27 protein-coding genes are annotated in these 19430 nt (G+C 62.7%); 15 read left to right on the plus strand and 12 right to left on the minus strand.

Going from position 1 to position 19430, the window contains the following annotated elements:
- Positions 1-85: 85 nt before the first annotated feature.
- The 3 genes from crcB (CH256_RS19170) to CH256_RS19180 are packed head-to-tail and all read left to right on the plus strand — an operon-like array spanning position 86 to position 1498.
- Positions 86-586, plus strand: coding sequence for a fluoride efflux transporter CrcB (gene crcB / locus CH256_RS19170; RefSeq protein WP_094670323.1), 501 nt, complete (start codon positions 86-88; stop codon positions 584-586).
- Positions 583-951, plus strand: a complete 369-nt coding sequence (gene crcB, locus CH256_RS19175) for a fluoride efflux transporter CrcB (protein ID WP_094670324.1) — start codon at positions 583-585, stop codon at positions 949-951. Before crcB (CH256_RS19170) ends, crcB (CH256_RS19175) begins: the two co-directional genes overlap by 4 nt.
- Before the next feature lie 46 nt (positions 952-997).
- Positions 998-1498 (plus strand): universal stress protein, encoded by a 501-nt coding sequence (locus CH256_RS19180; protein WP_179272151.1) that lies wholly within the window; start codon positions 998-1000, stop codon positions 1496-1498.
- 202 nt (positions 1499-1700) lie between these two features.
- Here the strand turns inward: CH256_RS19180 and CH256_RS19185 are convergent, their stop codons facing one another.
- From CH256_RS19185 to CH256_RS19205, 5 genes are all read right to left on the minus strand, one after another.
- A complete protein-coding gene (locus CH256_RS19185; protein ID WP_094670326.1) occupies positions 1701-2036 on the minus strand; it encodes a hypothetical protein in 336 nt (111 codons plus the stop codon).
- A 3-nt stretch (positions 2037-2039) separates the two neighbouring features.
- The gene (locus CH256_RS19190; RefSeq protein ID WP_143536623.1) at positions 2040-2444 is read right to left on the minus strand and encodes a hypothetical protein; all 405 of its coding nucleotides are present in this window, start codon (positions 2442-2444) and stop codon (positions 2040-2042) included.
- A gap of 66 nt (positions 2445-2510) precedes the next feature.
- On the minus strand, positions 2511-3083 hold the full coding sequence (locus tag CH256_RS19195; RefSeq protein WP_094670328.1) for a cysteine hydrolase family protein: 573 nt from the start codon (positions 3081-3083) through the stop codon (positions 2511-2513).
- A 256-nt stretch (positions 3084-3339) separates the two neighbouring features.
- A complete protein-coding gene (locus CH256_RS19200) occupies positions 3340-3813 on the minus strand; it encodes a DIP1984 family protein (protein ID WP_094670329.1) in 474 nt (157 codons plus the stop codon).
- A 139-nt stretch (positions 3814-3952) separates the two neighbouring features.
- The gene (locus CH256_RS19205; RefSeq protein ID WP_094670330.1) at positions 3953-4450 is read right to left on the minus strand and encodes a MarR family winged helix-turn-helix transcriptional regulator; all 498 of its coding nucleotides are present in this window, start codon (positions 4448-4450) and stop codon (positions 3953-3955) included.
- A 143-nt stretch (positions 4451-4593) separates the two neighbouring features.
- Between CH256_RS19205 and CH256_RS19210 the strand changes: the two genes are divergently transcribed.
- On the plus strand, positions 4594-5523 hold the full coding sequence (locus tag CH256_RS19210; protein WP_256989485.1) for a DMT family transporter: 930 nt from the start codon (positions 4594-4596) through the stop codon (positions 5521-5523).
- A gap of 60 nt (positions 5524-5583) precedes the next feature.
- On the opposite strand, the gene CH256_RS19215 is transcribed toward CH256_RS19210, so the two are convergent.
- A complete protein-coding gene (locus CH256_RS19215; RefSeq protein ID WP_068055234.1) occupies positions 5584-6762 on the minus strand; it encodes an Nramp family divalent metal transporter in 1179 nt (392 codons plus the stop codon).
- 106 nt (positions 6763-6868) lie between these two features.
- Here CH256_RS19215 and CH256_RS28175 point away from each other — a divergent pair, with 106 nt between their 5' ends.
- On the plus strand, positions 6869-7027 hold the full coding sequence (locus CH256_RS28175; RefSeq protein ID WP_156517214.1) for a hypothetical protein: 159 nt from the start codon (positions 6869-6871) through the stop codon (positions 7025-7027).
- 24 nt (positions 7028-7051) lie between these two features.
- Here CH256_RS28175 and CH256_RS19220 read toward each other — a convergent pair whose 3' ends face one another.
- Positions 7052-7993, minus strand: a complete 942-nt coding sequence (locus CH256_RS19220) for a dihydrodipicolinate synthase family protein (protein ID WP_068055215.1) — start codon at positions 7991-7993, stop codon at positions 7052-7054.
- A gap of 222 nt (positions 7994-8215) precedes the next feature.
- Here CH256_RS19220 and CH256_RS19225 point away from each other — a divergent pair, with 222 nt between their 5' ends.
- The 4 genes from CH256_RS19225 to CH256_RS19240 are packed head-to-tail and all read left to right on the plus strand — an operon-like array spanning position 8216 to position 11292.
- Positions 8216-9250 carry a LacI family DNA-binding transcriptional regulator gene (locus CH256_RS19225; RefSeq protein WP_143536624.1) on the plus strand — a complete coding sequence of 345 codons (1035 nt, stop codon included), beginning with the start codon at positions 8216-8218 and terminating at the stop codon, positions 9248-9250.
- Positions 9247-9714, plus strand: a complete 468-nt coding sequence (locus CH256_RS19230; protein WP_094670332.1) for a hypothetical protein — start codon at positions 9247-9249, stop codon at positions 9712-9714. The genes CH256_RS19225 and CH256_RS19230 overlap by 4 nt, the downstream gene beginning before the upstream one ends.
- Before the next feature lie 48 nt (positions 9715-9762).
- Positions 9763-10365, plus strand: coding sequence for a PLD nuclease N-terminal domain-containing protein (locus CH256_RS19235; protein WP_373454849.1), 603 nt, complete (start codon positions 9763-9765; stop codon positions 10363-10365).
- 45 nt (positions 10366-10410) lie between these two features.
- Positions 10411-11292 (plus strand): type IV toxin-antitoxin system AbiEi family antitoxin domain-containing protein, encoded by an 882-nt coding sequence (locus CH256_RS19240; protein ID WP_306438724.1) that lies wholly within the window; start codon positions 10411-10413, stop codon positions 11290-11292.
- A gap of 22 nt (positions 11293-11314) precedes the next feature.
- On the opposite strand, the gene CH256_RS27760 is transcribed toward CH256_RS19240, so the two are convergent.
- Positions 11315-11527: a hypothetical protein gene (locus CH256_RS27760; RefSeq protein WP_143536625.1), complete on the minus strand. Its 213-nt coding sequence runs from the start codon at positions 11525-11527 to the stop codon at positions 11315-11317.
- Between the two features lie 92 nt (positions 11528-11619).
- On the opposite strand from CH256_RS27760, the gene CH256_RS19245 reads away from it, so the two are divergent.
- Positions 11620-11913 (plus strand): hypothetical protein, encoded by a 294-nt coding sequence (locus CH256_RS19245; RefSeq protein WP_068055229.1) that lies wholly within the window; start codon positions 11620-11622, stop codon positions 11911-11913.
- An 82-nt stretch (positions 11914-11995) separates the two neighbouring features.
- Here CH256_RS19245 and CH256_RS19250 read toward each other — a convergent pair whose 3' ends face one another.
- Positions 11996-13222: a GGDEF domain-containing protein gene (locus CH256_RS19250; protein ID WP_176460185.1), complete on the minus strand. Its 1227-nt coding sequence runs from the start codon at positions 13220-13222 to the stop codon at positions 11996-11998.
- Between the two features lie 126 nt (positions 13223-13348).
- Between CH256_RS19250 and CH256_RS19255 the strand changes: the two genes are divergently transcribed.
- From CH256_RS19255 to CH256_RS19270, 4 genes are read left to right on the plus strand one after another with little or no spacing between them, the layout of a single operon-like run.
- Positions 13349-14554 (plus strand): MFS transporter, encoded by a 1206-nt coding sequence (locus CH256_RS19255; protein ID WP_094670333.1) that lies wholly within the window; start codon positions 13349-13351, stop codon positions 14552-14554.
- 14 nt (positions 14555-14568) lie between these two features.
- Positions 14569-14925: an ArsR/SmtB family transcription factor gene (locus tag CH256_RS19260; RefSeq protein WP_032396178.1), complete on the plus strand. Its 357-nt coding sequence runs from the start codon at positions 14569-14571 to the stop codon at positions 14923-14925.
- A gap of 20 nt (positions 14926-14945) precedes the next feature.
- A complete protein-coding gene (locus tag CH256_RS19265; protein WP_094670334.1) occupies positions 14946-15473 on the plus strand; it encodes a copper resistance CopC family protein in 528 nt (175 codons plus the stop codon).
- A 35-nt stretch (positions 15474-15508) separates the two neighbouring features.
- Positions 15509-16240 (plus strand): TetR/AcrR family transcriptional regulator, encoded by a 732-nt coding sequence (locus tag CH256_RS19270; RefSeq protein ID WP_143536626.1) that lies wholly within the window; start codon positions 15509-15511, stop codon positions 16238-16240.
- On the opposite strand, the gene CH256_RS19275 is transcribed toward CH256_RS19270, so the two are convergent.
- The 3 genes from CH256_RS19275 to CH256_RS19285 form a co-directional block, all read right to left on the minus strand.
- Entirely contained in the window at positions 16213-17181 is a 969-nt protein-coding gene (locus tag CH256_RS19275) for an AurF N-oxygenase family protein (protein WP_068055249.1), read from the minus strand. The two genes, CH256_RS19270 and CH256_RS19275, sit on opposite strands and share 28 nt — an antisense overlap.
- A 225-nt stretch (positions 17182-17406) precedes the next feature.
- The gene (locus tag CH256_RS19280; RefSeq protein ID WP_068055253.1) at positions 17407-17733 is read right to left on the minus strand and encodes a hypothetical protein; all 327 of its coding nucleotides are present in this window, start codon (positions 17731-17733) and stop codon (positions 17407-17409) included.
- Positions 17734-17935: 202 nt separating this feature from the next.
- Entirely contained in the window at positions 17936-18370 is a 435-nt protein-coding gene (locus CH256_RS19285) for a hypothetical protein (protein ID WP_094670336.1), read from the minus strand.
- A 170-nt stretch (positions 18371-18540) separates the two neighbouring features.
- Here CH256_RS19285 and CH256_RS19290 point away from each other — a divergent pair, with 170 nt between their 5' ends.
- Entirely contained in the window at positions 18541-19422 is an 882-nt protein-coding gene (locus tag CH256_RS19290; RefSeq protein ID WP_094670337.1) for a GGDEF domain-containing protein, read from the plus strand.
- The last annotated feature ends 8 nt before the right edge of the window (positions 19423-19430 follow it).

A 19430-nucleotide genomic window follows, 5' to 3' on the forward strand; every position in this document is an offset into this window, starting at 1 on the left:
GGCTCGCCGTAACCGAACCTCGGTCTTCGGACCGACAACAGTCCCTGTCTCGGCACTCGCATGTCCGCAGATAGGGAGCAGGTTGATGAACAATTTCCACGAGACGCACGGCGCTACCGCCGATGGGTCCCTGCCGGTCGACCCCGACAGCCCGGCCCCTTCCCGCCCAGTGCATGCCCAACCAGCCGCTATTGCGGCCGTAGCCCTCGGCGGCCTGGTAGGTACCGGTGTTCGATACGCGGCCGAGACCGCGTATCCGCCCAATTCGGGTCCGTTCCCTTTTACCACTCTCGTCATCAACCTCACCGGAGCTTTCGTCCTCGGGATGCTGTTGGAGCGTCTTGCGCTCTCCGGCCCTGACGAGGGCTGGCGACGCCGAATCCGATTGTGTATCGGCACCGGGGTACTCGGCTCGTACACCACCTACAGCTCCTTTGCTCTCGAGACCGTGGAACTGCTGCAAGATCATCGGGTGTTGGCGGCCGCGTTGTACATGACCATCAGTGTGGTCGTCGGTACGTTCGCAGCCGGGGCAGGCATAGTTCTCGCGCAACGGTTCGGTGCCCACACGGAGGACAAGCGATGATCGCACTGTGGGTCGTTCTCGCCGGAAGTGCCGGGGCAGTGAGCAGATTCGTGCTCGACGGCGTCATCCGAACGCGACTGAAGACCGAATTCCCCTACGCCACAGTGCTGATCAACGTCACCGGATCGGCCGTACTCGGCATCGTGGCGGGGTTGGTGATGTTTCGGTCTGCACCTGAGCAGGTGCAGGCAATTATCGGTGTCGGGTTCTGCGGTGGTTTCACCACTTTCAGCACCGCAAGTGTGGAGACCATCCGCCTGCTCGAACGCCGCCACTACGGGCTCGCCGCGTCCAACGCCATCGGCACGGCGCTCGCCACCACTGCGGTCGTCGGTGTCGCGATGATCGCGACGGCGTACATCTGATGAGGGCGCATGTTCGTTCTGCAGTGCACGATTCGAGGAGGCAATGATGTCCGGTTCAGACCACCACCGACGCAGCGCGGTAGAGCACATCGACGGACCGGACGGTGGTCCCCATACCCACAAGTGCCCGCTGGTGGTCGGTTACGACGGCGGCGACATCTCGCATCACGCACTGACGTGGTCGCTGCAGTTCGCATCGGGGATCGGAGGATCGGTGCATGTCGTACACGTGATCGACCTAGCCGACACACCCGTCGACCCCGACTCGGAGACGTACGAAGAGGACACCGAGGCCCAGGCAGGGCGCGAACGTGAACGTGCAACCGAGGCACTCGACCGAGCCGACGTTCCATGGACCTACGATGCGGTCTACGGAACTCCCGGCGGCGCACTGGAATCATTCGGACGGAAGTACGACGCGTCGATGATTGTCCTGGGTGCGTCCGGCGGCGGTTTCGGTTCGGTACTACGCAGATTGGGCGGCGAGTCCGCAGCCGACAACCTTGCTCGACACTGCGGTCGGCCGGTTCTGACAGTGCCCGCTTGACTCAGCTGAACCGTTTCGGCCCCTGACTCGACGAGCGCGTCCAGATCGTTGTTCGACCCGTGCTGGACCCGAACGGTGGCCTCGATTCACAGTGCTCTATCCGGACTCGGCACCGGCCTTCACGTAGTCTTGATCGATTTCCGAGAGCGAGACAGTCGAGTCACTGATAGGTCCTGAACCAACCTGAGCGAAGGCCGAATGATCACAGACTCTTGATTTTTGCGAACGGGTAGCTGCCCACGAGTACGACGATGAAGACATAGCCCGCCAGACCGAGTAACTCCCACGTCGTTCTGTCGCGTTGGAAGTCGGTGAAGATCCAAAACAGTGGAGCCAGCAGCAAAGTAGCGGCAGCGACGCCGCAGACCACGAATATCCTGTTCGCCCGTGCACGCAGGTGCGGCGTGGTCTTCACTCGGTCCGGCACGTCGCGGCCGTAGTAGTCGACGTGGAGCGCCTTTCCTCGAAAGCCGACTGCAGCGCCGTATGCGAACGCGCAAACTCCGACCATCAGCAAGAGCGCAAGTACCGTGTTCACGGATCACTGCTCCGTTGCAGCTCGACCCGACTTGGACAGCGATCTGTAGTTGCGAATCGTGTTGACACACAACCATCCGGTAACGATGGGGGCGAAGAAGCCGAGTGCCAGTCCCTCGCCCATCAGCGAGATCACGACGACTGTAAACCCGATGAGAGTGACACCCAGCAAATCGATCTTCCGACCGATGGACAAGCCCGAGGTCGCCACGAACCCCGGAAATCGTGGCGAGTCGACAAGAATCCGTATCGCCACGACGCATGCAACCAGTCCCGCAACGACCATGAATGCGAACACGATCGTTCCACCCCAACCGATCTCGGCCCAGTTCAGCCGCGGCTCGAACAACCCGCGAAAAAAGGCCTCGAGTATCGGGACCGACGCGAAGTAACCCAGGTACAGCAACACGATGGGTCCTGCCAGACCTGCAGTCGTCCGCCGATTCGCCATACCGAACGGTATCAAACGGCTCGGCTAGAAGCTCGAAAGCAAATCCTCCGTCACGACGACAGTCGCGAATTCCCCGTGCAGGTTTGTCGCAGTCATTGCCGACAACGTCGCCGCGGGCACCGTGGTTCCGTCGAGTGCGAGGCGATCGAAGGTGTGTGTGGCGTCGATGACGAAGTAGGTGTCGTAACCGAGATTGCCCGCCATGCGTGCGGTGGTCTCGCAACAGTGGTTGGTGGTGATCCCGCAGATCATCACCTGGTCGATGCCCTCAGCGCGTAGCCAGGCGTCGAGATCCGGCGTGCCGTAGAAGCTCGAATTGACCCGTTTGCTGATCAGCAGATCCGGAGTTCCCTCGATGACGTCTTTGAACGCATGCCCATCACCAGTCGGCGACAATGGAGACTGCGGGTTATCGGAGTCATGTCGAACGAACACGATCGGCCACGCCTTCGACCTCCACACCCGTAGAAGCGCAGCAATATTGCTCTCGCACGACGGATTGTCCCGCGGGCCCCAGAATTCGGAATCGTCGAATCCAGCCTGCACGTCGACGACGATCAGAGCAGGCCGTTCGAGGCGTATCGGCGGTGCGTTCATGCTGTTCAGGCTAACCTCCGAAAGCCGCCGAGACCACAATGCCGGGTGGCCCCTTACCCACCCTCGTCTCGTTCGATCAGCACACGGTAGTGCACTGTGATGTGTGCGCCGTACTCCGTGAATTGTACTGAGCTGCACTGTGAACGGGTGAATACCCGGGACGCTGCTCACCACGCGGGAGAAGGACCGGAAAACCGCCGGCCGCGGCACGTGCTCGCCTCGAACGAAAACTACCTACTACCCGGCAACCGATTCACTACTCGATCAGGTCGAATTCCCAGTTGATGCGTTGGATCTCCAGATCCACCAGCCGGATCTGTCTGGCGATATCGTCTGCAGTAGAGCGCAATTCGGCAACAGGAAGGGCTGCGACATACACCAACTCCGACCGCAGCTGTCGCGGACCGTACCGACGCTCCTGCTCACGTCCCGACGCGGCGTCCGCTGCTGCAGAGATCGCCTTGTGACGCATCCGCAGCACGTCACGGGACGCGAGTGCGTCGGTAATTGTTCCGTCCCGCATCGTCGCGGCGCTGTTCGTCCGGTTGATCCTGCGAATGAGGACCTCGAGACGGTCGAGCACAGTTGTGTACTCCGACAACAGAATCGACGCATCTTCGGCCGGTGATTCACCGTCCTGATGGCGGGCGTTCGCCAGAATTCGAACCTTCAGATGTTCGGTGCGCTTGATCAGTTCCCCTCGTTCAGCGAGGGCCTCGGCAAGCTTCATGTTCTGCACCTCGGCGTTTCGAAACCGACGGTGCTGTGACTACGGGCGCTCATGCGCCTTTCGACGTGTCGAATGAGTTCATGGAACAACAAGTACCACAGTCTGCTTGGATGCGGAAGAGACGGTGTCAGTGGCGCAGCTATCCGAGATCGAGAAGAAGTCGCTTCAACAGGCCTGCAAGTTGGCGTCGCTCATCCGGATTCAACGATCCGAGCAGAGCTTCCTCATTGGCCACGTGAGCGGGTAGCGCGGCATCCACTGCAGCGATTCCGGCCTGCGTCAATTGCACTATGACCACCCGACGATTGGTGGGGTCGATCTCGCGTTCGACCAATCCCTTGTCGGTCAACCGATTCAAACGGTGCGTAACGGCACCTGACGTCACCATCGCGCTGTCCAGCAACTGCCCGACGGTGAGACGATGCGGAGACCCGGCGCGCTGGAGCGTTGCGATGAGATCGAATTCGCCTGGTTGCAAACCGAATTCGGCCAGTACAGCCTGCGTGCGCCTGTCCAGGACGGACGCCGCACGGCTGATACGGCCGATGACCTCCATGGGTCCGACATCCACATCGGGCCGCTCGGCCCGCCACTGCTGGACGATCCGGTCCACTGCGTCGAGTGTCTCGTTCGACATCGAGCCAACCACCCCTCAATACTTCAGTGCTCAATTGTTTGACATTGTGCCACGACCGTCCTACCGTTCAATGCTAGATAGTTCAACGTTAAGATGTTTACGGACCGCGCCCCAGAGATGAGCCACCGATGCGACCACCTCGCATGCAGACACACCCAACCGATCCTCGACGCCTCCGCGCGCCCGACGTCGCCCCCTCGACTCTCGGATTGACGGCCGCTGCCGCACTCGCTCCCATCCTCTGGGGCACGACTTACCTGGTGACCACCGAACTCCTTCCTCCCGACCGGCCGATGACCGCCAGCGTGCTGCGCGCGGTACCCGCGGGGCTCCTTCTGCTGCTCATCGCTCCGGGCATTCCCGCAAAGGGATGGAGACTGAAGACCGCGACCCTCGGTGTACTCAACATCGGGTTGTTCTTTCCGATGCTGTTCGTGGCGGCCTACCGGCTACCCGGTGGAATTGCCGCCGTCGTGGGGTCCTCGCAGCCGCTTGTGATCGTGGCGATATCGGTGATCTTCGGTTGGGGACGAACGCGGCCCGTCCAGGTTGGATGGGCCGCGCTGGCCGTCGTCGGGGTTGCGCTGACGGCTGTGTCCGGAACGATCCGACTCGATGCCATCGGCCTCGCCGCCGCAGTGGTCGGAGCCGTCAGCATGGCAATCGGTGTCGCCCTCACCAAGCGCTGGGGTGTGCCACCCGATACCAGCCCGCTCAATTCCACTGCGTGGCAACTGATTATCGGCGGAGTGGTCATCTCGCCACTGATTCCGATCGTCGACGAAGGGCCGTGGGCACTGGATGCCGAGGCTGCAATCGGCTACACCTGGCTCGCAGTGGTGGGCGGCGCGTTGGCCTACTCACTGTGGTTTCGCGGTGCCCGCGCTCTCCCCAGTGCCAATGTGACACTCCTCGGCGTGCTGAGTCCGCTGACTGCAGCAGTCATCGGATGGATAGTGCTGGGACAGAGCATGACCGGGGTTCAGTGCGTCGGCTTCGGAATCGCGCTCGTGGGTTCGATAGCCGGACAGTTCGTCACGACACACCCACCGCGATCGGTGGCGTTGAGGTAGAGAAAAGTCCCGGGCAGGAGTTCGTGAGAACTTCCGCCCGGGACGATTGCGACGCGTGGTCTAGCGAGTCATAAGTTCGTAGACCAGCACACCGGAGAGCGACAGGATGGAGAGGAATCCGAGGACACCGAGTGCGTTCTTCCACCACGTGTTTCGGAGGTCTCCCATCAGTTGGCGATTGTTGCTCATGACGTAGAGCAAGAAGCCGAGGAATGGGGCCACCAGCACGGTCAGAGCCTGGGCGACGATGATCAGTTGGATCGGCGACGAGGTGAACATGATGGTGATCGCCAAACCGAACGCCAGGATTGCAGCGCAGGTCACCTTCGCCGTAGGGGTACCGGGCGATGCTCCCCGGCCCAACGCGTCGGAGAGCATGGTTCCTCCGGCCGTGGCATTGGCCACCATCGAGGAGAAGGCCGCTCCCGACAGTCCGAGGGCGAAGATGGTCGAACCTATCGGTCCTGCAATGGGTTCGAATATTTTGGCCAGTCCGACCAAGCTGGTCGCTTCGGCATTCTGGCTCTCGAGTACCGCAGCGGCCACGACGATGACGAGCGCTGTCATGATGCCGGGGGCGACGATGCCGGGAATCGTGTCGGCAATGGAGGTTTGACGGTATTCGCCTCTGGTCCGGCCTCGTTCGTGGATACCGTACGAGGTGAAGAACGCTGCGTTGAGTGAGAAGTTGGTGCCGACGAGCGCGACGATGAGCAGCAAGCTTCCCGAAGGGGCGCTGGGCATCACGCCGTCGAGAGCCATGTACCAGTCCGGCTTCGCGATGACCGCGCTGATGATGAAGGCGGCACCGAGGAGTCCGACGATGACGAGCAGCACACGCTCGACTATGCGATAGACGTTGCGAAACAACAGGATCAGCGCCACGAATGCCGTGCAGGCAATCGTCCAGATCAACGGGGATCCGCCGAATACCATCGACAGCCCGAGTCCGGATCCGACGGCATTGCCGACCGAGAAGCACAGGGTGATGATGAAGACCCCGAAGCCGGCTGCGACACCGACGCGGTGCCCGAGGATGTCTTTGACCGAACTGATCAACGACGTCGGCGTCCGTATTCCCAGACGCACGCTCATATCGGCGTACACGAGCATGAACACCGTCGAGAGCACGACGACCCAGATCAACGCGTAGCCGTACTTGCTACCGGCCTCGACCGCACTGGCCAGGTTGCCGGGGCCGAATTGCCAGGCGCCGGCGATGAAGGCGGGACCCGCCATGGCCAGCGTGCTCAGGACTGTCTTCCATCGACTCGACATGGCAGGCGGTCCATCAGCGGTGATGGTGGACGCGGCTGGTGCCACCGGGGTCGTGCGGGGTTGACTCATGACGAGCCTTTCTGGTGACGCTCCGTACTCGCTACTAGAGGCAGTGTGCCCTCGGCTCGACGCGGTGGGGAGCGGATACGAAAAGTACGAGCGAAGGTCGGTGTGCGGCATCGATGGCCGGGCGAAGATGGCCACCGATGCCGACCGAGTGATCTGACGCGGTCTGTCCCTGCGAGGGAACTCAGACCAGCGCGGGTACTACCGAACCGAGGTTCGCGGAATCGAGTGCCGCCGCGATCTCTTCGTGAGCGCCTGCGGCGAGTGGCAGCAGCGGCGAGCGGACGGTGGCGTGCTCGAGGATGCCGCGGTGGACCAGGCCTTCCTTGAGCGCGACGGTGCCCTCCATGTGAGATCCGCGGTGATAGACGTTGGCGGTGACGGGCAGCAGACGGTCGTGGATGGCGCGTGCGGCCGGGTAGTCCTTGGCCTTGCCTGCGGCAATGAGCTCGACGAGGGGTTCGGGAGCCAGGCCGCCGTAGCCGACGAGGAGGCCGTCGACGTCGAACATGGTGTGCAGCAGGTATTCGTCGTGGCAGCTGAGGATCTGCAGGTCCGGGTTCTCCTTGCGCAGAACCGGGATCTCACGGTCCCAACGGCGCATGTTGCGAACGCCGTTCTTGGTTGCGAAAACGCCCTCCTGAGCGGCAATTTCGAGCTGGGTGTCGAGGTTGTACGTCGCCTTGGTGACGTCCGGGTACTGGAACAGGATCAGAGGCAAGCCCGATCCTTCGTACAGTGCGCGGTACCGATCCTGCGGTGCGCCGTCCTGGTAGCCGAAACGCAGCCAACCGTGTGACGGGTACACCAGTCCGGCAGATGCACCGGCGTCGACCGCACGCTTGGCTTCTTCGACGGATACGGCCGTTCCTTCCCCGGTGATGCCGGCGATGATCGGAAGCTTTCCGTCGACCGAATCGCGGAAGGCACCGATCACCTTGGCCTGCTCGGCCTGGGTGAGGAATGTGCCTTCACCCGCGTGACCGAGGACGACGAGACTCTTGACGCCGTCGACGCTGCCGAGCCAGGAACCGAGGCGCTGGATTGCGTCGTAGTCGACCTCACCATCGCGAGTGAACGGCGTGATCGGTGCTGGGCTGAGTCCGCGGAGATCGAGTGAATTCATGTTGTCGTCCTTCTCGAGAATGTGATGGGAACGTTGTCGGGAACGTTTGCAACACGCTAAACCGCTCCCCACCGATGTGTCAACCATCACTTTGAAGTTCAGGGGTGACAGGCATCGCATGGCACGCTTGCAAACGTTCCTGGGACGTTTGCATGCGCCGCAGGCTGGCGATCTGTAAGTTCGGCCGTACCAGGAGATTCAACGAACAGTCAGGAACTGCACATGCGTTCCACCCGAAGTGGGCTCTCGACGGAGCGCACAGACGCGGTCACACTGCGTGACGTCGCCAAGGCTGCCGGGGTCAGCATCTCGACCGTCAGCCGTGTTCTCGACGACCGCGTCGCACCGTCCCGATCCGCGACGGCCGTACGGGTGCGCGAAATTGCCGAGCATCTCGGATACCGGCGCAACACGTTCGCGTCGAATCTACGACGCGGTGCCACCGCCACCATCGGCGTCCTGGTGCCGCGCCTCTCGGACACCGTGATGGCGCTGATGTTCGAGGCCATCGACCGGGCAGCGGGCAGGGAGGGCTACCACGCCGTCGTCGCGACGAGCGGCGACGATCCCACCGACGAATGGAACGCCGCGCAGTCGCTTCTGGAGCGCAATGTCGACGGGGTCGTTCTCGCCACGAGTCGCACCGACGATCCCCTCCCCAGTCACCTGCGCGAGAACGGAATTCCGCACGTACTGGTGCTGAGAACCGACGGAAAGAGCCCGTCCTCGATCGGCGACGACGAGACCGGTGGATATCTGGCGGTTCGTCACCTCATCGATCTCGGCCACACCGACATCGCAGTGCTGACAGGACCTCTGTTCACGTCCAGTGCTGTCGGTCGTCTGGCGGGCGCGCACAGGGCATTTGCCGAAGCCGGCCTGCAACCACGCCCGGAGTGGACGATCGAGACCGGCTACGGAATCGAAGCCGGGGCAAGCGCAGGACACGATCTGCTCGACGGCTCAGGCCGTCCCACCGCCGTGTTCGCAGCCAACGACAACCTCGCCCTCGGAGTGTTGTCGGCAGCGCATCGACACAATCTGGCTGTCGGAGAGGACCTTTCACTGGTCGGCTACAACGACATCCCGCTCGCGCAACTGTTGCCGGTTCCCCTGACCTCGGTCCGCACCGCATTCGACCAAATCGCCCGAACCGCAATGGAAATACTGCTCAACGGCGACGACGGCTCGACTCCGCTGAAAAAGGCACTCCCGACACTGATCCCGCGACAATCATCGAGTCGTGCGGTGAGATGAGTTCATCAGCGGGACTGTGTCGGTTCTGGCTCATCGGTTTGGTCGTCGTTCTCACCGCGTCGTGCAGTTCGTTCGAGCCCGGCGAACGCAGGTCCATGAATGAAGAAGAAGTGTCGCGTGGTCTGCAGGACATAGCTTTCGACGTGCCGAGTGGCTTCGAGTTCGTTCAGGCCTTCACCCACACGGAGTTCGTCGGCCAGCCCGCGTGGCGGGCCCGATTCGACGCGCCCAGCGAGGCCGGCGACGACACAGCGGTATCGGCGGCAAACCCTTCCTATCCGCCCCTGCAACCGGTGACGTGCGCCGCTGCATCGACGAGCAACTGGACTGCACTGGGCTTGACCTGCGAACCCGAGATGCTGTCCACCTCGCGTCCTGCACAAGGGACGGCAGACCCTGTGACCGTCCTGCTGACCAAGAACACACGACAGTCGTCGCTGTTCATCTACTCCCAAGGCCACTGACTGTTGCAACGACGCCATGCGGGCTGAAGCAATTGGAGGTCGAATCGGGTGCAACTGACCGCGCTGAGCGCGGCTAGCTGCACCCGATTTTGCCCAGCAGCGGAGTTCGCCGCCTCGCTGACCACATCCTGCAGATCGATAGACCTGGGCCATATCTGTCGAAATCGCGATAGCCCCGCTACGATGCTCGATACATCAGACCGAACGGTCTTGAAAGTGGAGGATCACATGCCGTATCTCGGTCTGCTGGTGATGTTGCTGTGGGTGTTCTGTCTGATCGACGATGGTGGAGTGCGATTCCTCCCGAAGATCATGTGGTTGCTGTTGGTGGTGTTTCTCCCGCTCGCCGGCTCATTGGCATGGCTGTTCGCGGGACGTCCTGTTGGAGGCGGAATCTGGGGAGGTCCCGGAGGCGGCAACCGGCGCGCGAGCAACTCTGTGTTTCCTGAATACGAGACACGCCCCGGCCGTCAGTCCGCCCAGAATCCCGATGCCGATGCAGAATTTCTCCGGCGTTGTCGAGAACGTGCAGATGAACAACGTCGACTCGAGCGCGAGCGTCGCAAGAGAGATCTCGGGTTCTCATCTGGGGCAGAACTCCCGAACACACAGCTTCTTGTCCATCGAATTCGGTGCATCCAGCCGCGCTGAGCGCGGCTCAGTGCACCCGATTCGCTAGGGAACCGCTTCGGCACCGTGAACGTCCAAGTGGACATGCTCGATGAATGGCTGGCACAGCACGACGGCGTGATCACTCGCGCGCAGGCGGCACTCTGCGGCCTGAGTGGCGACGCTGTGGATCGCTCGGTTCGCGCGGGTGCGTGGCGAACAATTCATCGCGGGGTGTACTTCGTCGTGGACCGCCCATTCACTGCGGACGCACGCATTCGGTGCGCTGTGTGGGGTGCAGGACCGAACGCTGCACTCAGCGGGGAAGCCGCTGCCTTCTGGCACGGGGTGATCCCCGACGTGCCGAGCATCATCGAGGTCACCGCTCCGCGTAGGGGTCGAAGCCGCGCCGAGGGCTGCCGACTACGTCGCCGCGACATTCACAACAAGGACATCGTCGAGCGGCGCGGGCTTCGCGTCACGTCTCTCGAACTCACTGTTCTGGAAGCGTCGATAGGTAAGGCGCACATCATGGATCGGGCACTTCAGCGACACACCGACCTCGAGCGATTGCAGCGGGCAGATGCACGAAACCCAGGTCGCACCGGCGCTCCCGAAGCGAAGCGGCTGCTGAAAGTCGCAGCGAACGGTGCACGCTCGGAGGGAGAGCGTCTCTTGGTTCGAGAGTTCCGGGCCCGCAAGATCGGCGGCTGGGTGGTCAATTATCGATGGGGCGGATACGAACTCGACTTCGCGTTCCTCGCCGAGATGGTGGTTATCGAAATCGACGGCTGGGCATTTCACTCCGATCACGACGCGTTCCATCAGGATCGGATCAGGCAGAACGACATCATTCAGAGCTGGACGATCCTTCGCTACACCTGGGTCGACCTGACCGAACGCATGGACCACGTGATCGCCGAGATAGTCGCTACTCTCGATCGAATCCGGTGCAGCCAGCCGCGCTGAGCGCGGTCAGCTGCACCCGATTTCATCGCCGCGAGGACCTGGGTGGACTGTACGACCCAACGAGTCGACTTCTGATGCGTCGGATCGCCTTCCATCCCGCGGGAGTCACCGCGGTGCTGACTATCGCGCCGATCATGACGCCCTGGAACAGGGCAGACCACTGGCCGGGGCTGCTTCCGAACAGCGGCCATGTGTACACGATCGCAAGGACCGCGAGAAACACCAGAGCACGCATACCTGCACCCTCCCATGACACCGTCAGCGCCGCGAACTATCCGGTACCGTGGAGAAAAGGACAAAGTGGACCGCACAAGGTCGGAGGCCGAGATGCAGAAGCCATTTCGCGAGTGGGTCATGACCGGGGCTCTGAGCAAGAAGTGCGGCGCAACCCGGGCCGATTACATCAATGCGCTTGCCCTCGTGCCCGCAGTCGGTATCGGCTTCCTCCTGATGCACTTGACGATCACCTCGGGGTCCACCGCGCTCGATATCGCTGCAAGCTGCCTGGGTGGTGCCATCACCGGCGTCCTGTATCTCTACATCGCGTATCGAGTCGAGTCACGTAAGCACCGCGGGCCCACCCCCGCGCCGCCACTGGGTGCACGGCCGACACGGCTGTGAAATTCCCCAGCCCGGCCCGATCCACCGGATCAATGCGACTCTCTTGCACTCCGACCGACTGAAACCCACATTGATCCAGATCTCAGGCGCGCTTGGACGAGTACATTCGCTCGTCTGCGATGCGTAGTAATTCGTCCGGGTCGGTGGTCGGTTCCCAACTCCATCCGACGCTCACCGAGACCGGGACGACAGTGCCGTCGATGTCGTAGGGGCCGGCGAGGAGGCCACGAACCCGGTTGGCAAGGCGCTCGACTCCCTCGGCAGATCTGGCGGAGTGCAGCAGGGCTACGAATTCGTCACCGCCGATGCGGCAGGCGATGTCTCGAGCGCGGGTGTTGTCCAGGATGCGACGGCCGATTGCCTGGAGTACCCGGTCCCCCACCGCGTGACCGAACCGATCGTTGATGGATTTGAAGGAATCGATGTCCACGAAGAGCATTCCGACCGGACGTTCGCCGACCGATTCCTTCAGCGCATCCAGCTCGGCCATCAGTCGTCGTCGATTACCCAACGCCGTCAGGTCGTCGATCAGCACCTGGCGTTCGAGCGACGCCTCGGCGGCTTTGCGGGCGGTGATGTCCTGGATCTGCGCGATGATGACGTCGCCGGATTCGTCGTCACGCACCACGGTCGCGTTTCGCTGTACCCAGATGGTGGCACCGTCCTTGCGGATGTATCGCTTCTCCGACGCCACGTTCGTCAGCGTCCCTTCGGCCAGTCCCTTGAGGTGTTCGTCGGCGAGGGGAATGTCGTCGGGATGGGTGATGTCTCGAAACGTTTTCTGCCGCAATTCTTCTGCGGTGTAGCCGAGTAGTTCGCACAGGGCCTTGTTCACCTGGAGCCATCGTCCGTCACGGGTCATCACCGCTTTGCCGATCGGGGCGTTCTCCATGACGTTCTGGAACAGCCGGATCGCGCGATCGCGCTCGCGTTCGACCTCTGCGCGCGCACTGACATCGACGACCAACGCGGTGAACCCGACGACGGCACCGTCGACGATATCGGGCACATAGGTTGCCTGAGTGACGCGCACGGCACCGTTGACGTCGATGAGGGTCCGGTCGAATTGCTGCTGCTCGCCCGCGAGGACGCCGGTGATGTACGGCTCGTTCAACTGAAAGAGAGCCTCGCCGAGCAGTTCGCTGAGGTGCTTACCGACCAAATCCCGAGGTTCGATACCGAAGTAATCCGCATACACCTGGTTGGCGTACACATTCCGCAGCGAGCTGTCCCAGTATCCGATCATCGAGGGCAACTGATCGACGGCGCGACGCATGACCTCGCTCGATGCGTTCCGCATACCGGTCATGGACCACCTCGTTTGTGACGCCGACCGCGCAACGCTACCCAAAGATTCCCTGCCGTGCCTGCGGGAACTCGGAATTAGCAAAACCATATGAGTGCGCAAGTGCGCACGCATGTGTACCTTGAAGCCATGCTTCGCCGAAACATCGCCTTTCGACGCCTCTTCACCGCGCAAGTCGTCGCGTTGCTGGGCACCGGACTGTTGACGGTGGCCCTGGGGCTGCTCGCCTACGACATCGCCGGCAGTGCCGCCGGTGCGGTCCTCGGCACCGCTCTCGCGATCAAGATGATCGCGTATGTGTTTGTCGCTCCGATTGTTTCATCGCTGACCAACACGCTCCCGACCAAGCTCGTGCTCGTCACCGCCGACGCCGTCAGGGCGCTCACCGCGCTGGCGCTACCCTTCGTCGATCAGGTGTGGCAGGTCTACGTCCTGATCTTCGTTCTGCAGGCGGCGTCGGCCACATTCACTCCCACCTTTCAGGCAGTCATTCCGTCCGTGGTGCCCGACGCGCAGCAGTACACCCGCGCGTTGACGCTCTCGCGCCTCGCCTACGACCTCGAGTCACTGGTCAGTCCACTCATCGCCGCAGCACTGTTGACGGTCATCGGCTTTCACACGCTGTTCGTCGGCACGGCGCTGGGGTTCGTCGTCTCCGCGGTGATGGTGGTGGGCACGGTGCTGCCGAAACGCACTGCGCCCGAACACAACACGCCGACAACAGGCATCACGACGTTCATCAGAAATCCCGAACTGCGGGGGCTGCTCGCGTTGAACACGGTGGTCGCCGCAGCAACGGCTCTGGTGGTGGTCAATTCCGTGGTCTACGTTCGCGATCTGTTCGGCGGATCGAGCAGCCAGCTGGCCATCGCACTCGGCTTTTACGGCGGCGGTTCGATGCTCGCTGCACTGTTCGTTCCGCGGGCCCTCAGATCCACGAACGATCACACCCTCATGCTCACCGGGGCCGCAACGGCCGTCGTGGGAATCGCAGCAGCAACAGCAGTTGCAACCCTGAACGGTGGGTCGGCAGCCTGGATCGCGCTGGCCACGACGTGGACGCTGCTGGGCGTCGGAACGTCGATGATCAACACGCCGTCGGCGAGGATTCTGCGTCGTGAATCCGACGAGAGCACCCGAACGTCGATCTTCACCGCGCAATTCTCGCTCTCGCATGCCGCGTTTCTGCTCACCTATCCGGTTGCGGGATGGGTCGGTGCCCAGTTCGGACTGTTCACTGCAGCGATGGTGCTCACGGGCTTGGCTACACTTGCGGCACTGACCGCAGCACGCCTGTGGAGTCGCACCCGAATGTCGGTGGTCGCCTCCGCGTAGGGAGACGACGTTCGATGCCACCGAAGAAGGAACCGCGCATCAGTCTCGACCATGCCGTCGAACCGGACTCCGCGCGCCTGGCCACGGCCAGCGACACCTTCCGGATGCTCTCCGACCCCACCCGACTGCACATCCTCTGGCTACTCGACCGAGGCCCCGCCGACGTCAGCGCACTGACCACGGCCACCGGAACCTCCCGCACCGCCGTCAGTCAGCATTTGGCCAAGCTCCGATTCACCGGACTCGTCGAGACCCGACGCGACGGCCGAAACGTCATCTACCGCCTGGCCGACGGTCACCTCGCCCGTCTCGTGCGTGAGGGCCTCAACTTCGCAGACCACAAGGTCACCGGCGAACCTCCACACGAGTAGCCACAACAAGAAAGCAGTCCATGAAACGCCTGGCCGTGATCGCAGCCGCCATTCTCACCGCGACAACACTGTCGATCGCTCCGGCAGCTGCCCATGCAACTCTGCAGTCCAGCAACCCTGCCGAGAACTCCGTGCTCGACGCCGCGCCGGACGAGGTGACGCTGACGTTCAATCAGTCCGTGCAGTCGAACTTCGCCACCGTGACCGTCGTCGGATCCGACGGAATGGATTGGGCGACTTCGGATCCGACCATCGACGGCAGCACGGTGACAGTGGATCTGGACGGACTCGGCGCGGGAGGGGACTACACCATCGGCTATCGGGTCGTCTCCGCCGACGGGCATCCGATCACCGGCAGCATTCCGTTCCAGCTCACCCAAGCCGCCGCTCCCCCGGCAACGGACCTCGACTTCACCAACGAGGCCCTACCGCCCGCGACCCAGACAGAGGACACCGACGACGGATTCCCACTCTGGCCGATCGGCGCAGCGGTGGCCGTGGTCGGTGCCGCCGGCGTTCTGTTCGCGCTTCGTAAACGCAGCAACTGACAGCCTCACCCAGGGTGGACGTGAGAGCATGCAGCATGAGTGACGGTGGCCCGCGCCCGAAGTCCGATGGCCGTAAGCGGCGTTGGGAACAGCACAACACCGATCGTCGACGCCATATCATCGACGCCGCCATGACGGTGCTGGCGCGCGATATCGCTCCTGGTGAGCGGCTCACCACCGCACAGATTTCCGCCGAGGCCGGGGTACATCGCACCGGCTTGTACCGGCATTTTCGTGATCGCACCGACTTGGATACGGCCATTCAGCGGGCGATCTGCGCGGAGTTGACGGCCACGTTGGTCACGTCGTTCGCGTTGACCGGCACTCCTCGCGATGTGGTCCATCGAGTGGTGAGTACCTACGTGCGGTGGGTGGCCGAGAATCCCGCGTGGACGCGTTTCGTCGAGCAGGACGTCAGTGCCGAGTCGCCCACTCCCCTCGAAGAAACCAACGCCATGCTGGCCGAGCAATTGGAAGTGAGCGTCGCGGCGTTCCTGTCCCTCGTGCATGCAGACCTGACCGCCGACGACTGGTCGCTGGTGCGGCCGTGGGTGGCGGGCCTGGTGTCCGGCTGCATGGGTGCGGTGCGCAGTTGGAGCGGGCAGACCGAAACACGTACCGGGCTCGATCATTTCGCGACATTCTTGGCCGACACCATCTGGCTGCAGGTCAAGGGACTCGGAGCATCCCGCGGCATCGCGATCCCGCAGGTGCCACTCGAAAGCGTCGTCGACGAAACTCAGCCGAACGACGGCTCACTGCGGTAGCGCGAGGGACGTCCGTCGATACCGAGGGCGCGCCAGACGCGTCGGGACACGCGGTTCATCAGTCCGAGCTCGCCCGCGAGCATGCGGACGTCACCGAAGGTGTCGCGCAATGCCTTTCGTGAGGAGTCGCTGTCCCACCAGACGGCGTCGACAACCTCGTCGGGGATGTCGAGGTCGCGTCGCATCTGCTTGCTCGGTTTCATGATCACGTCGCACAGCAGTCGCATGATGACCGGCATGAGTATCGAGATCGATGCCTTCTCGAAGCGTCCGAGCCGCGGGGCCTTGTGCTCGAGGTACTGATGCGCGAAGCCGATGTGACGGGCTTCCTCGGCGATGTGAATCTGCATCACGCGCTGAACCAAGGGGTGTCCGACGCTACCGGCGCGCAGGACGCCCTTCTGCATGTGGTCGATCGGCTCTTCTCCCGCGAGGACGCCGACGAAGAACCCGAACGGTGCCGATCGAGCGGCGAACACCGTGAGCATCGGTACGACTTTGCGGAACCACGCGGGCCCACCCGGCACGTCGATGCCGATGCGGTTCACCAGTTCCTGGAACATTTGGGTGTGGTGGCACTCTTCGGTGGCTTCGTGCGTCGAGTACCGAAATTCGGGTGAATCGTTCGGGAGTGTGAGGGCGTACTGCATGAGTCCGCTGATGAGGATCTGCTCGAACTGCAGGCCGACCTTGACCATGCTGGCCTGGCGGTACATCCCGATGTGAATCTGCCGGTCCAGGGGAAGCGACTTGTACCAGTCGGTGTGGCCGAGCGGGTCCGCGTCCGGGAGCACCCAGCGTGGATCGTTGGGAACGATCGCATATTCGGGCTCATCCCAGGGGATGTCGAGGAAGGCGTCGAAGTGCTGATGCACCGATGCCGTCGACAGTGCGTGCAGCCTGTCTCGGTAGAGCGTTCGTGCGTCGTCGACTGCAGTCATGGTGATCCTTCCGCCCGCGTCCTCAAATCTTTACGCTACACAGCGTCACATATAAATCTGGTTGGTGCAACGCTCCGTCGCAGATACTCGAAGAAATCGATTCGAAACGACGAAACCGGCCGACCGCGTTACGGTCGACCGGCCTCGAAGGCGGGTGCCCGGGGTCGTGAGCAGAAGCTCGTAGCAGGCTACGAAGTTCCAGTCACATGCGACGAAGTCGCTCCATCACCAGTACGGCAACACCATCACGACGAATCCGATGCCGACGACAATTCCGACGATGCCGGTCCCGAGGGCAAGCGCCCTGTCGCTGCGATCGGCGGGCGGCCCGGAGAGGTCGGGGCTGCGATCGGCCCACAATGCCGAGGCGACGGCAATGAGTCCCGCCGCGATACCGAGGCCCGCAGCCCAGAACGAGACGATCGACAGTGCCCCGAACATGACGGCATATTCGGTCACCTGAGCGCGGGTACGAATGCGCCGATTCCACCACTTCGGTGGCATGTCGTCGTCCAATTCACGTGAATCGAAGTGGGGAGAGGTGACGGTCACTGCGGACTCCTTTCGAGTGAGTATGTGCCTCTATTTTGGCACTCGACTGTTGAGAGTGCCAATCTCCTGGACGAGGGTGATCGGCGCGCGCACCCCCGGGTTTCGCAAAGGCGCGCGCGTTTGTCAGACGCGTCCGGATTCGCCCCCGATCCGGGCATAATTCGCTCGCACCTGGCAAAGGCGCGCGCGTTTGCGGGGAAAGTCAGCCCCACAGAAACCGTCGCCCCGCCGAAGCTTTCGTCGGACCCAGATCGAAGGTCGTGGCGTCGGGCATCAGGTACGGGACGAGTATTCGCATCGCGTACTCGCGGTGCTCGAGCAGAACCTCGAGATATGTGCCCGACGCCTCCTCGCCGGTCACGTCGGAGACGATGGCGTACGACCGCAGATCCCCGGCGACGGCTCGCAGATCGTGGACGAGTTGCTCGTGCATCGCGGCGTTCGATGCCCCGCCGACCTCCGGCTGCAGCGGCGCGAGCACCCTCTGCCCGCCGGACAAATCGTTGACGACAGCCACCGGGTGGAGGCCCCAATTCTCGCTGATCCGTTCGGCGGCGATGTCGATACAGACGTCGAGCAGGTCGTCGAAATCCTGTTGGCACTCGATGCTCGTCACTTCTCGCCACTTCGTCGTCATCAAGACCCCATCGTCGGCCGGCCACCCCAAACCCTTGGACGGCGCGGGAGCGCACACGGTTCCCGAAAGTCGTACATTCGTGCCAGTTTGCTGCCTACCGGCGACAATTCCCGCAAGAGTCGGCGGACGCACGTGCCGCTGAGCTCGACCCGCCCTCGACTAGACTTCCGATGCAGGAAGGGGAGAAAGCGGGTCGTCGCGTCGTGGAGGAACACTGGTACAGGCGCATGTTCGCCTCCAGCCCCGTGGCGCAAGCTCTCTCCGACGCCGATGGGCTTTTCGTCGACGTCAATGCCGCCTACTGCGAACTCGTCGGCTTGCCCACCTCGGAATTGATAGGTCGATCCGCAACGGTGCACACTCACCCGGACGACCTCCCGCTCCACGGCAGCGTCGAGGATCTGATGGCCGCCGGTACGGCCGCGGAAGAATCCGTGAAGGTCGAGGTGCGGTTCGTCCGACCCAACGACGAGATTCGCTGGGTTCTCCTGACTCTGGTTCCTTTCACCGGTCCGTCCGATGCCGAGTGGACGCTCGCTGCCGCTCTCGATATCACCGAACGAAAAGAGGTCGAGGACGGCATCCTGCTTGCGTCCCGAACCGATCAACTGACCGGGGCTCTCAACCGTCGCGGCTGGTCGGACTACGCGGTGTCCGTCGTCGACGACCATTCGGTCGACACCGTCGTCGCGGTTCTCGATCTGGACCATTTCAAACAGTTCAACGACCACTTCGGCCACGCAGCCGGCGACGCGTTGCTACGCGACTTCGCGTCGACAGCCCGTGAGTGCATCGGCGTCGATGGACTCATAGCACGTTGGGGCGGAGAGGAATTCGTGATCACTCTGCGCAACTGCGATCGTCGGGGCGCTCTTCGATCACTCGAGGCTCTTGCAGCCGCCACCACGCCGTCGGGTGTGACGTTCTCGGCCGGATACACGCTCCAGCGACCGAACGAAGGTCTTCGCGACACACTCGACAGAGCTGACGCACTGATGTTTCAGGCCAAGCGCGCCGGCCGCAATCGAATGATCACCGACGCACCTCACTGACACAGCGC

It is taken from the genome of Rhodococcus sp. 05-2254-6, assembly GCF_002258565.1.
Taxonomy (GTDB): Bacteria; Actinomycetota; Actinomycetes; order Mycobacteriales; family Mycobacteriaceae; genus Rhodococcoides.

Coding starts and splice junctions, on each gene's coding strand:
- CH256_RS19210 (WP_256989485.1), top strand. CDS start 4,594: ATGCAGACACACCCAACCGATCCTCGACGCCTCCGCGCGCCCGACGTC.
- CH256_RS19270 (WP_143536626.1), top strand. CDS start 15,509: ATGAGTGACGGTGGCCCGCGCCCGAAGTCCGATGGCCGTAAGCGGCGT.
- CH256_RS19215 (WP_068055234.1), bottom strand. CDS start 6,762: ATGGCGGGTCCCGCCTTCATCGCCGGCGCCTGGCAATTCGGCCCCGGC.
- CH256_RS27760 (WP_143536625.1), bottom strand. CDS start 11,527: ATGCGTGCTCTGGTGTTTCTCGCGGTCCTTGCGATCGTGTACACATGG.
- crcB (WP_094670323.1), top strand. CDS start 86: ATGAACAATTTCCACGAGACGCACGGCGCTACCGCCGATGGGTCCCTG.
- CH256_RS19290 (WP_094670337.1), top strand. CDS start 18,541: ATGCAGGAAGGGGAGAAAGCGGGTCGTCGCGTCGTGGAGGAACACTGG.
- CH256_RS19230 (WP_094670332.1), top strand. CDS start 9,247: ATGAGTTCATCAGCGGGACTGTGTCGGTTCTGGCTCATCGGTTTGGTC.
- CH256_RS19260 (WP_032396178.1), top strand. CDS start 14,569: ATGCCACCGAAGAAGGAACCGCGCATCAGTCTCGACCATGCCGTCGAA.
- CH256_RS19245 (WP_068055229.1), top strand. CDS start 11,620: ATGCAGAAGCCATTTCGCGAGTGGGTCATGACCGGGGCTCTGAGCAAG.
- CH256_RS19205 (WP_094670330.1), bottom strand. CDS start 4,450: ATGTCGAACGAGACACTCGACGCAGTGGACCGGATCGTCCAGCAGTGG.
- CH256_RS19255 (WP_094670333.1), top strand. CDS start 13,349: ATGCTTCGCCGAAACATCGCCTTTCGACGCCTCTTCACCGCGCAAGTC.
- CH256_RS19285 (WP_094670336.1), bottom strand. CDS start 18,370: ATGACGACGAAGTGGCGAGAAGTGACGAGCATCGAGTGCCAACAGGAT.
- CH256_RS19225 (WP_143536624.1), top strand. CDS start 8,216: ATGCGTTCCACCCGAAGTGGGCTCTCGACGGAGCGCACAGACGCGGTC.
- CH256_RS19250 (WP_176460185.1), bottom strand. CDS start 13,222: ATGACCGGTATGCGGAACGCATCGAGCGAGGTCATGCGTCGCGCCGTC.
- CH256_RS19195 (WP_094670328.1), bottom strand. CDS start 3,083: ATGAACGCACCGCCGATACGCCTCGAACGGCCTGCTCTGATCGTCGTC.
- CH256_RS28175 (WP_156517214.1), top strand. CDS start 6,869: ATGACGAGCCTTTCTGGTGACGCTCCGTACTCGCTACTAGAGGCAGTG.
- crcB (WP_094670324.1), top strand. CDS start 583: ATGATCGCACTGTGGGTCGTTCTCGCCGGAAGTGCCGGGGCAGTGAGC.
- CH256_RS19275 (WP_068055249.1), bottom strand. CDS start 17,181: ATGACTGCAGTCGACGACGCACGAACGCTCTACCGAGACAGGCTGCAC.
- CH256_RS19220 (WP_068055215.1), bottom strand. CDS start 7,993: ATGAATTCACTCGATCTCCGCGGACTCAGCCCAGCACCGATCACGCCG.
- CH256_RS19265 (WP_094670334.1), top strand. CDS start 14,946: ATGAAACGCCTGGCCGTGATCGCAGCCGCCATTCTCACCGCGACAACA.
- CH256_RS19200 (WP_094670329.1), bottom strand. CDS start 3,813: ATGAAGCTTGCCGAGGCCCTCGCTGAACGAGGGGAACTGATCAAGCGC.
- CH256_RS19180 (WP_179272151.1), top strand. CDS start 998: ATGTCCGGTTCAGACCACCACCGACGCAGCGCGGTAGAGCACATCGAC.